Genomic DNA, 10,311 nt, shown 5'->3' with positions numbered 1-10,311 from the left:
CCACTGCGACCACCCCAGAAAGAACTCACGGAAGTCATCGTCCCAACCCGATACCTGCTCAGCCGTCACCACACCCGACAAACGACTCACAACCACACGAAGTGGCGACCTGCCGTAGCAGTACTAATGGCGGCTGCCGTACTAGTTTTGTCCGGACCCCGCCGGTGACGTTGTGCGCCAGCGTTCGCTGATGCCCATGAGTATCGACAACATGGCCGTCACCGCGGGCATCCGGAACGGCGGAGCGGTGGTGCCGGCGAAGAGACGACGGGTGGGCAGGCGGGGCGACGTCGGTCGCAGCACCACCTCGCGCTGGATCGCGGGCTGTGCCAGCGTGGACACCAGCATGATGGCGGCCCCGGCGGCGACCAGCGCCTGCTTGCCGTTCCAGTCGTCACAATGGAACCCGATTCTCGGCTCGCCGCCGAGGGCTTCGGTGAGGCGCGGAATCGGCCCTAGGCAGTCCGGAAAGCCGCCCTCCACCCATACCTCGTCCTTCAGCTCGCGCAGTCGGACCCGGGGCTGATCCGCGAGTCGATGCCCGGCCGGCAGACCGACCAGCAATTCTTCGTCCAGCAACGGAATGAGCTCCACGCCTTCGACGGTCTCGATCGGATTGTCCAGGCCGGTGGGCTGTATTTCGCTGCCACGAGGTTGGGGTGCAGCTCCCACGCCGTGACGAGGCCGAGGTCGACAGTGCCGTCGCGGATCGCGGAGAGGGCTTCGCCCGGTTCGATCCGTACCAGACTCTGAGTGACGCCGGGGTACGCCTCATTCATGCGCCGGATCGCGTCCGGCATGAATGACGTGTTCGCGCTCGGGAAAGCCGACAGCCGGAGATGACCGGTCTCCAGGTCGGTGAACGATCCGAGCCGCGCTTCCAGCGCTTGCATGCGAGCGAGGATTTCGCGTGCTTGGCCCACTGCCACCTCGCCGGCCGTCGTCAGGTGCACACCTCGAGGGACTCGCCGGAAAAGGGATACGCCGACCCGCCGCTCCATGCCCGCAATCTGCCGCGACACCGCCGGTTGCGTCATCGACAGTTTCGACGCCGCACCGGAGAACGAGCCCTGGTCGGCAACTTCGACCAACACCCGTAAGGTCCAAATGTCCAGCACGTCTGCAGCGTATGCCAATCGGGTCATGGGTCAGGGCCGCCCTCTGATCCACGATTTCGCCGCTCCGGTCACTCAGAAGAAACGTATTGCGGAGCAGTCGGCCGAGTGGCACGTGGACCCGGGGTGGTGGTGCGCCGCCGATCGGTACCTGGGGGCGGCAGTACCTGCGACGGCGCACCACCGGGCCAGACCGCGAGGGGCGCTCGGCGCGCCGGCTCGGGCCGGCCGATCGTGTCGGCCATGTCATTTCCTCGGAGTGATCAGATCTCGTGGTGCACAGCCAGGTCGTGCTGCCCCAGTTCGTGCAGGAATTCGTTCGGGTCGACCACCTGATCGAGGTGCCACACACCGGGCCGCGAGGGCTGACGCACGAGTTGCTCGGCGACCTGAGCGGCCACGACCGCGGTGGCCCGGCACTCCTGTCTTCCGGTGACCGCCGAGGTGACCGCCGCGCCCGTGCCGTCGACAGCGGTGGCCTGGACCACGAAGCGGTCCCCGCCCAACCGCAGGCGCGTGGATCCCGCGGCGAGTGCACTGGTCGCGCCGAGCCGATCCATGATCCGGAACAGCCCCGCCGCGCGCAGGCCGAACAGCACCGAGGTGACCGCGGCGGAGTCGAAGCAGACCCGGGTGGTCACCGGAATCCCCAGCGTCCGGGTCAAGGTGTGCTGGTCGGCGAAGGGAAACGGATAGGCGGTGCGCCGGCCGAATCCCGGCAACGGTACGCGTTTGCGCTGTGCGCCTCGCCCCCCTCGCGAAGCGGCGAGGTTGTCCATCGTCCATCGGACCGAGTCGGGACCGTGGTCCCCGGACAGCCCGAGCAGCACAGTCACGTCCAGCGACGTCGCCGACGGCAGGCGCGCCACGCACTGCCGGGCCAGCACGTTGGTCAGCCCGGGCGCCAGGCCCACACTGAGGACGGCCGTGGCCCCGGCCCGCTTCGCCAGCGCATCCAGCCGCTCGATACCGTCGAGCACCTCCGCGGTGGCGCTGACTTCCACGAAATGGATGCCACGCTCCAGACATGATCGAGCCACTTGTTCGTTGTGCCGCTCCACGCACATGATCACTACTGCGGCGCCGTCGAGCAGCCGATCGATCTGATCGACCTGGTCGATATCGACCCGCTGCGGATGGATCAGGCCGGGCAAGCGGCGCGCCAGTCTCTGAGCACGGCCGAGGTCACGGCCGGCGACAGTGACGTGGATGCCGCGCTCGGCAAGGGCAACTGCGGCGATGCTGCCGACGGCGCCGTATCCGCCGACGATCACGACTGAGCCCTGATCCGGCGATGGCCTCCGCGCCGAATTCTGTGACCGCGGCAGGGGCGCATCGAGGGATCGCATGACGGGAACCTCCGGCAGCCGGGGAGTGAGGTTCAAGCGTCTACCCGCCGATGCATAAACACCACTGCGGGTTTGGCTGAGCAGGCATAAGCCGGATGCATACCACGTGCCGGCGTGGAGAGGGCGATGCTTCGCGTGGCGGTTGCCGCCGAGTTGTCGGCCCGGCGGTCGCGCACGGGTCGTGCAACTCGACGGCAATCCGTCGGTGGCCCGGGACAGTGCCCAGCGGGTTCCTCGTGAGACGGGGTCAGCCGGCGACGGGCGTACGCTCGAGGATGGTGTTGATCTCGGCCAGTTGGCGCTCGGTGAGCGGGCCGGCGGCGAAAGCCCCGCAGTTCTCCTCCACCTGCTGGACCGTCCGGAAGCCGGGAATGGGCACGGTCTGTGGGCTGCGGGCCCAGATCCACGCCAGCGCGCCCTGCGCGACGGTGCGGCCGCCGCTGGTGAGCACCTCGCGGATCGCGGCGAGCCGGGCGAGCCACTCGGCGGTGGGCCGGCCGTCGGCAAATCCCGGATGCCACTGCGCGGCATGCCGGACGTCGTCGGCGGCGAAGGTGCTGCCCGGTGCGAACTTGCCGGTCAGCAACCCCATGCCCAGGGGGCTGCGGTTGACGCTGGCCAGGTCCAGCTCGTCGCAGAGCGCGAGCATCTCCGGGCCGTCGTCGAGCACACTGAGGCCCTGCTCGACGACGCTGCAGGCAGGTGACGTGGCGAACGCGCGCACGGCGTCCGCGCGGTCGGTGCTCCATCCGTACGTCCGCACCTTGCCCTGGGCGACCAACTCGTCCAGGACCTCGCGGGCGGCCAGCGCGCGCTCGGTCCGCAGCCCCCACACGTGCAGCAGGTAGACGTCGACGTAATCCGTACCGAGCCGGCGCAGGCTGGCCGTCAGGTCCGCCCGCAGCCGGGCCGCCACGTCGCTGTCGTCCTCGGCGCCGTCGTACGGCCAGACCTGCTTGGTGTTCTCGTCGACCGCGTAGCCGAACTTGGTGGCTATGACCACCTCGTCGCGATGACCCCGGAACGCCTCACCGACGAGCCGCTCGCTGTGCCCGGCGCCGTAGTTGGCGGCGGTGTCGAAGAATGTGACTCCCAGTTCCCGGGCCCGGCGCAAGGCTCGCAGCGACTCGGCGTCGTCGACCTGGCCCCAGCCTCCCGGCCCGCCATTGAACGTCCATTGGCCGCCGATGGCCCAGCAGCCCATGCCCAGCGCACTCACCTCGATACCCGACCGGCCCAGCCGGCGCGTGAACGTTTCAGCCATTGCTCTTCCTTTTCGATCAAGGCACCCGGTGCGGCGCCACGCCATCGACGATAGGTACCAACTGGGCCGGTCATTAGAGCCACCTTCTAGGAATTTTGATAGGCCCAATCCGCGGTCTTGTGCAGTTGGCCTTATGGCGCGATACCGTCCAAGCCATGCGCATCCCCGTGGACCGAGACAGCGCGGTGCCGGTCTACCGGCAGGTCGAGCTGTGGCTGCGAGCCAGCATCGAGGACGGCGCGCTGCCGGCCGGCACGCGGCTGCCGGCGAGCCGGGCGCTGGCGGCAGAGCTCGGGCTGAGTCGCATCACCGTGGTCAACGCGTACGCGGCTCTCGAAGGCGACGGGCTGCTCGTGACCCGGACGGGCAGCGGGACGTTCGTCGAGGGGCGGGGCGGCGGGCCGCCGCTCGGGGCCGGCGCGACCGAGTGGCCGCTGTGGCAGCGGATGCTGCCCGTACCGGAAAAGGTCACCGAGCCCGCGTGGCCGGTGACCGACCGCCCCGATCTGATCAGCTTCACCGGCGTGGGAGACACCCGGCTGTTCCCGGTCAAGGAGCTCCAGAGCACCATGGGTGAGGTGCTCCGGCAAGCCGGCACGGCAGCGCTCGACTACGGCAGCCTCACCGACGGCTACCACCCCTTGCAGGAGACGATCTGCCAGCTTCTGGCAAGTCAGGGAATCCGGACCGCGGCGACCGGCGTGGTGGTCACCTCCGGGTCGCAGCAAGCTCTCGCGCTGGTGTGTCAGGTCCTGCTGACGCCGGGCGACACGGTTCTGGTCGAGCAGCCCACGTACAACCTGGCCCTGGATCTGTTCCGGGTCCTGCGGTTGCGGCCGGTGGGCATTCCCGTCGACCGATCCGGCATGCGCGTCGAGCTGGTGGAGCGGGCGCTGCAGCAGCACCACCCGCGGCTGATCTACACGATTCCGAACTTCCAGAACCCCACCGGCGCGTGCCTCAGCGGCGAGCGCCGCCACCAGCTGCTGGCGCTCGCCCGGCGGTACAACGTGCCGATCCTGGAGGACGACTATGCCGGGGACCTTCGGTACGAGGGGCGCAGCCAGCCGGCGATCAAGGCGCTGGACCCCGGCGGGCACGTCATCTACGTGGGCACCTTCGCCAAGCTGCTCATGCCGGGCCTGCGCGTCGGGTACCTGGTCGCCGACGGTCCCGTTCGCGACCTCCTCGCGACGCACAAGCGCGCGCAGGACTTGACCACCAGCCCGCTGATGCAGCGAATCGTCGACCGGTACGTCACGGTGGGCCGGTACCAGGCGCATTTGCGCCGGACCACCCGGCTGTACCGGCGGCGGCGCGACGCCCTGCTCACCGCGCTCGCGGCCGATCTGCCCGAGGTCGCCGTGGAGCCGCCGACCGGCGGACTGTTCGCGTGGCTGCGACTGCCGCCGGGGGTGACCGGCAACGCCCTGCTGCCGATCGCCCGGGCGGAAGGCGTCGAGTTTGCCCCGGGGGACGCGTTCTTCCCGGATCCGGCGGACGGTGCGCCGTTCATCCGGCTCAACTTCGCCACCCGCACTCCCGAGGAGATCGCTCTGGGCGTGACCCGGCTGAGTGCGGCGCTGCGCCGATTCCGCGGCGCCGCCGGCGTGGGCGATTCCGGCGCCACGCCGAACGGCGTCGGCAGGTGAACGTGAGCCTTCGGCGATGCGGCGAGGTCTCGGAATCTGTTCCGGGCGGCGCGATGCCGGCCGGGTGGGAAGCCGTACGCAATCAATGGGAATTTGGTCATCTGGCGCACTTCGCGCTGTTCGGTGCCGGCTTCACGGTGTTGCTCTGGTCGTCCCTCGATGGGTTCCGCCGGCGGTGACGTCACGGCATTCGCCGTGCGTGGATCTGAATGTCGTGGGGAATGCCGGGAGCGGCCTGGGCCAGCAGCCGGGCCGCCTCGTCCTCGACGTCGGCGCGTTCGATCGGGGTCAGCGGCCGGAACGGGTCGACGACGAGCGTCCCGTCGCGGAGTTGCCACACGCCGGTGACCTGGCCGTCCACCAGCAGCGTGGCGTACATGCCGTTGCGGGTCGCCACCCGCTTGCGGGCCTCCTCCGACAGGACCCGGGTGCGGTCGGCGTGCGAGGCCAGCAGGTTGTCGAACTCGGGCAGAAACCGGACCGGTGCGGGCACGTCTCCGCCGGGGCGCGGGGCGTCGGGGAGATCGAAGAGCTCGACGCCGCGTTCGTCGCGGAAGACGGCCAGCGACGGACGCAGGGCCTCGAAGACGGCACGCAGGCGGGTGCGCCCGGCCCAGACCTGGCAGTCGTTGACCGAGGCGGGGCCGAAGGCCCCGAGGTAGCGAAGGACGATGCGCTCGGCGTCGGGGACATCGCCGGGCTCGATGCCGGTCCAGTCGGTCGCGGTGGCGTATCAGGTGGTGCCGCCGGCGCCCCAGACGGCACGCGGCGGCACCTGGACCAGCGGCACCAGATTGCGTACGACGGTGGCCAGCGCGTGCGGATCGCGGTCGGGCCATCGCTCGTGCAGGGCCGCGCCCAGCTCCTTGGGCGTGCGGTGGCGGGTCGCCAGCAACGCCCGGCCCGCGTCCGCCACGGCGGCGAGGTCGAGCCCGGCCAACGGCTTCTTGAAGGCGGTGTTCAGCTCGCGGTCGAGGGCGGGCCGGGACCACGGCCGCAACGCCGCGTAGTCGGCCACCTCGACCAGGTGGATGGTGCTGCGCATCAGGGCGATCCGGACGAGGCGGCGGGTGGTCAGGGCCTCGGCCAGATCGGCGGGGTCGAAGGCCCGGAGCCGGCACCAGAGGCCGAAATAGGGGGCGTACGGGGCCTGGGCCTGCATGCCGACCAGCCGGGTGACCGCGGCCGCCGGAGTCGCGGGGGCCCGGTCCAGCAGCATCTGGCGGGCCAGCAACGCCCGGCCCAGTTCCCGCCGCCCCAGGGTTCGCATCAGCGGACTTCGCATCAGCGGACTTTGCGGAAGAACTGCCGGAGGTCGTCGACGAGCAGGTCGGGCGCGTCGTGGGCGGAGAAGTGGCTGCCGCGGTCGTACACGTTCCAGGACACGATGTTGCGGTGGTCGCGCTCGGCGAAAGTGCGGATGGATGGGAAGTCGAAGGCGAAGTTGGCCAGGCCGAGCGGGACGGTCGTGGGCTCCGGGACGACGGTGCCGCGACCGTTGGACTTCTGCCGGGCCGGGGCGGTGGCGGCGTCCTCGTAGTAGAACCGGGCGGCGGAGGCGGCCGTGTTGGTCAGCCAGAAGAGGGCCACGTTGGTCAGCACGAAGTCCGGGTCGAGCGAGGGACCGAGCAGCTGCGCGTGCCAGCCCAGCAGGCCGGCGGGGGAGTCCGCGAGGGCGTGCGCGAGGTTCTGCGGCTCGGTGGACTGTAGCTTGTCGTACGCGCCGCGGTTGTGCACGAACCACTCGGCGAACGCGAGCTTTCCGCGCTCCTCCTCGGTGAGCGCCTCGAGCTCGGCCGGGTCGCCGGTGGGGAACGAGAAGACCTGCGTGACATGGACGCCGCGGACGTGCTCGGGGTCGGCCCGGCCCACCTCGGGCGAGATCAGCGAGCCGCCGTCGTTGCCGGCCGCGCCGTACCGGGAGTAGCCGAGCCGGCGCATCAGCTCGGCCCAGGCCCGGCCGACCCGGTAGCGGTCCCAGCCGGGCTGCCGGGTGGGCCCGGAGAGGCCGAAGCCGGGGACCGACGGGATGACCAGGTGGAAGGCGTCGGCGGGGTCGCCGCCGTGCCGGCGCGGGTCGGTGAGCGGGCCGATCACGTCGAGCCACTCGACCACCGTGGTGGGCCAGCCGTGGGTCAGGATCAGCGGGGTCGCCTCCGGCTCGGGCGAGCGGACGTGCAGGAAATGGATGTTCTGGCCGTCGATCTCGGTGGTGAACTGCGGGTACGCGTTGAGCCGTGCCTCCCAGGCCCGCCAGTCGTACGAGGTGCGCCACCGCTCGACCAGCTGCCGCACGTAGGACACCGGTACGCCGTACTCCCAGCCGGGCGGCACCGGGCCGGGCGGCGCCGATTCGGGCGCGGGCAGCTCCTCGGCCCACCGGGTGCGGGCCAGCCGCTCCTGAAGGTCGTCGAGGTCGGCCTGGGCGATGTCTACACGAAAAGGCGTCATGCATGGGAGCCTAGGAGTCAATTAGGCAAACCTCATTCCTAATAGGATGGCAGACTTCCGAGAATGTTGGAGACCTCGGCGCGGCTGCTGCGCCTGCTGTCGTTGCTGCAGACGCCGCGCGAGTGGACCGGCGCCGAGCTGGCCGAGCGACTGTCGGTCAGCGCCCGGACGGTACGCAACGACGTGGAGCGGCTGCGCACGCTCGGCTACCCGGTGCACGGCAGCCGGGGCGCGGTGGGCGGGTACCGGCTCGGCGCGGGGGCGGCGCTGCCGCCGCTGTTGCTCGACGACGAGGAAGCGGTCGCGGTGGCGATCGGGTTGCGCACCGCCGCGGGCGGCACCATCACCGGGGTCGAGGAGACGTCGCTGCGGGCCTTGGCCAAGCTCGAGCAGGTCCTGCCCGAGCGCCTGCGGCGCCGGGTCAATGCCCTTCAGCGGTACGCCGTGGCGGTGCCGCGCGACGACCAGGGCCCGCGGGTGGACGCCGGCACGCTGAGCGCCCTCGCCGCTGTCTGCCGGGACCGTGAGCGCCTGCGATTCGACTACCGCAGCCACGACGGGAGCGAGAGCCGCCGCGAGGTGGAGCCTTATCGGCTGGTCAACTGGGGTCGGCGGTGGTATCTGGTCGCGTTCGACGTCGAGCGGGCCGACTGGCGGACGTTCCGGGTCGACCGGCTGAGCCCGCGCACCCCGACCGGTCCGCGGTTCACCGCGCGCGAGCTCCCGGAGGAGGCCGTCGATCAGGTACGCCGGGGCGCGTCCTCGGCCGGGTGGCGGTATCGGGCCCGGGTCGTCGTGCACGCGCCGGCCGACCGGCTCGCCGAGCGGATCAATGCCGCCGTCGGCACCGTCACGGCGATCGACGAGACGAGCTGTCTGCTGGACACCGGGGCGGAGACGATCGAGACCCTGGCCGTCCACCTGGGCCTGCTCGGCCACGACTTCACCGTGACCGAGCCCGCCGAGCTGGTCGAGCACATCCGCATGCTGGCCGGCCGCTACCGCCGCGCGGTGTAACCAAGCCGCGCAGCGTCGTCTGCTGATGGCAGAAGGGCTGGGCGCTGGGCAAGCACATCGGCGAGGATCGGCCGATGGTGACGTTCTCGCTGCAGGCCCAACCGACCACCGCCGCCGAGTGGCTCGATCTCGCCCGCCGGGCCGAGGCGATCGGCTTCGAGGCCATCCAGGCGGCCGACCACCCCGGCGCGTGCGCCTCGCCGTTCGTCGCGCTCGCCGCGGCGGCCGCGGTGACTTCCAAGATCAAATTAGGATCGTACGTCTCGAACGCCGGGGTCCGCGAGCCCATCCTGCTCGCCTCCGACGTCGCCACGCTCGACGTCGTCTCCGGCGGGCGGGCCTTCCTCGGCATCGGCGCCGGGCACACGCCCGCCGAGTGGGCGGCGGTCGGCCGGGAGCGTCCGGATGTCCGCGGCCGGGTCGAGCACTGCATCCAGGTGGCCGAGCGCACCCGGGCGCTGCTCGATCGCGAGATGGAAAAGCCGCGCCCGGTCCAGGATCACGTCCCGTTCCTGTTCGGCGGCGGCAACACCCGGCTGCTGCGCTGGGCCGCCGCGGGCAACGTCGACCGCATCGGGCTCTCCGGCCTGGGCCGCACGCTGGCGGACGGCCACAAGCACGAGACGCGCTGGCGCCGCGACCAGATCGACACCCAGATCGAGATCTGCGGCGACACCCCGATCGAGGCGCTGGTGCAGCGCTTCGAGGTGACCGACGACGCCGGCGCCGCCTACGCGAAATGGTCGGCAGAGATGCAGGAGGACGAGTCCGACCTGATCGCGGCGCCCTACGTCTTCGCCGGCACCATCGACGAGATCGTCGCCAAGCTCGGCGAGATCGAGCGTCGCTGGGGCATCACGCGCTTCGCCGTGCGCACCCCGGCGATCGATGGGGTGGAGCAGATCATCAACCGCTACAGATCTTGAATGGTGCGTTCTCCGAGATGACCGGCGTGCTGACATCCCACCGTGGGCGCGGTCTGTCGCTGGCGTTGAAACTACTCGCGATCCGTTTTGTCCGATCATCGGGCTACCGGCGACTGGTGACCTACCACCACCCCCGTAACGCGTCCGCGATCGCGATGAACCGGCGACTTGGCTTCGTCGACTGGACGGCCGGGGCCGGGCCGGTTGGGGCAGAGCCTGCTGATCGCTGGGGATCGCTGTAACAGCAGATCGTCGTTAGGCTGAGTCCGGTTCCAGGGGCAGGCCGGTGTGGGCGAGGAACCCATCGGGGAGATCGGTGCGGTACAGCTCTGGCCAGGGGGCTTTGCTGAAGACCCTTGCGGGTGCGGGTCTGGTTTCTCACGACTTCCGTTGTCGTGGCCCGGGGTCGCGGTGGTCGCTATGTGTGTCGCCGGTTGCCGGGCGTTGCCGGCGCCGCGGCGCGCTGATCTTGATAAGTTGCGGTTGCGGCCGGACGGGAACTCTTCATCGCTGGCCGTCCCTGATCAACTGCCGCCG

9 protein-coding genes and 1 pseudogene are annotated in these 10,311 nt (G+C 70.6%); 4 read left to right on the top strand and 6 right to left on the bottom strand.

Going from position 1 to position 10,311, the window contains the following annotated elements; translation table 11 throughout:
• Positions 1 to 141: 141 nt before the first annotated feature.
• The 4 genes from ACFQS1_RS40045 to ACFQS1_RS40030 form a co-directional block, all read right to left on the bottom strand.
• Positions 142 to 594, bottom strand: coding sequence for a LysR substrate-binding domain-containing protein (locus ACFQS1_RS40045; RefSeq protein WP_378978230.1), 453 nt, complete (start codon positions 592 to 594; stop codon positions 142 to 144).
• On the bottom strand, positions 498 to 1,118 hold the full coding sequence (locus ACFQS1_RS40040; RefSeq protein ID WP_378978228.1) for a LysR family transcriptional regulator: 621 nt from the start codon (positions 1,116 to 1,118) through the stop codon (positions 498 to 500). Before ACFQS1_RS40040 ends, ACFQS1_RS40045 begins: the two co-directional genes overlap by 97 nt.
• A gap of 260 nt (positions 1,119 to 1,378) precedes the next feature.
• A complete protein-coding gene (locus ACFQS1_RS40035; protein ID WP_378978226.1) occupies positions 1,379 to 2,389 on the bottom strand; it encodes a saccharopine dehydrogenase family protein in 1,011 nt (336 codons plus the stop codon).
• Positions 2,390 to 2,711: 322 nt separating this feature from the next.
• Positions 2,712 to 3,728: an aldo/keto reductase gene (locus tag ACFQS1_RS40030; protein WP_378978224.1), complete on the bottom strand. Its 1,017-nt coding sequence runs from the start codon at positions 3,726 to 3,728 to the stop codon at positions 2,712 to 2,714.
• Positions 3,729 to 3,883: 155 nt separating this feature from the next.
• Here ACFQS1_RS40030 and pdxR point away from each other — a divergent pair, with 155 nt between their 5' ends.
• Complete coding sequence (gene pdxR, locus ACFQS1_RS40025) at positions 3,884 to 5,380, top strand: MocR-like pyridoxine biosynthesis transcription factor PdxR (protein ID WP_378978222.1); 1,497 nt, start codon at positions 3,884 to 3,886, stop codon at positions 5,378 to 5,380.
• Between the two features lie 181 nt (positions 5,381 to 5,561).
• Here pdxR and ACFQS1_RS40020 read toward each other — a convergent pair.
• Positions 5,562 to 6,599: pseudogene (locus tag ACFQS1_RS40020) on the bottom strand (winged helix DNA-binding domain-containing protein).
• Positions 6,600 to 6,664: 65 nt separating this feature from the next.
• Positions 6,665 to 7,831: an epoxide hydrolase family protein gene (locus tag ACFQS1_RS40015; protein ID WP_378978220.1), complete on the bottom strand. Its 1,167-nt coding sequence runs from the start codon at positions 7,829 to 7,831 to the stop codon at positions 6,665 to 6,667.
• A gap of 63 nt (positions 7,832 to 7,894) precedes the next feature.
• Here ACFQS1_RS40015 and ACFQS1_RS40010 point away from each other — a divergent pair, with 63 nt between their 5' ends.
• From ACFQS1_RS40010 to ACFQS1_RS40000, 3 genes are all read left to right on the top strand, one after another.
• Positions 7,895 to 8,848, top strand: coding sequence for a helix-turn-helix transcriptional regulator (locus ACFQS1_RS40010; RefSeq protein ID WP_378978218.1), 954 nt, complete (start codon positions 7,895 to 7,897; stop codon positions 8,846 to 8,848).
• A 74-nt stretch (positions 8,849 to 8,922) separates the two neighbouring features.
• Positions 8,923 to 9,774, top strand: coding sequence for an LLM class flavin-dependent oxidoreductase (locus ACFQS1_RS40005; protein WP_378978216.1), 852 nt, complete (start codon positions 8,923 to 8,925; stop codon positions 9,772 to 9,774).
• 17 nt (positions 9,775 to 9,791) lie between these two features.
• Positions 9,792 to 10,016, top strand: a complete 225-nt coding sequence (locus tag ACFQS1_RS40000; RefSeq protein ID WP_378978214.1) for a GNAT family N-acetyltransferase — start codon at positions 9,792 to 9,794, stop codon at positions 10,014 to 10,016.
• Positions 10,017 to 10,311 lie beyond the last annotated feature (295 nt).

It is taken from the genome of Paractinoplanes rhizophilus, assembly GCF_042664765.1.
GTDB lineage: Bacteria > Actinomycetota > Actinomycetes > Mycobacteriales > Micromonosporaceae > Actinoplanes > Actinoplanes rhizophilus.
This window is presented reverse-complemented; position numbering and strand designations above follow the sequence as displayed.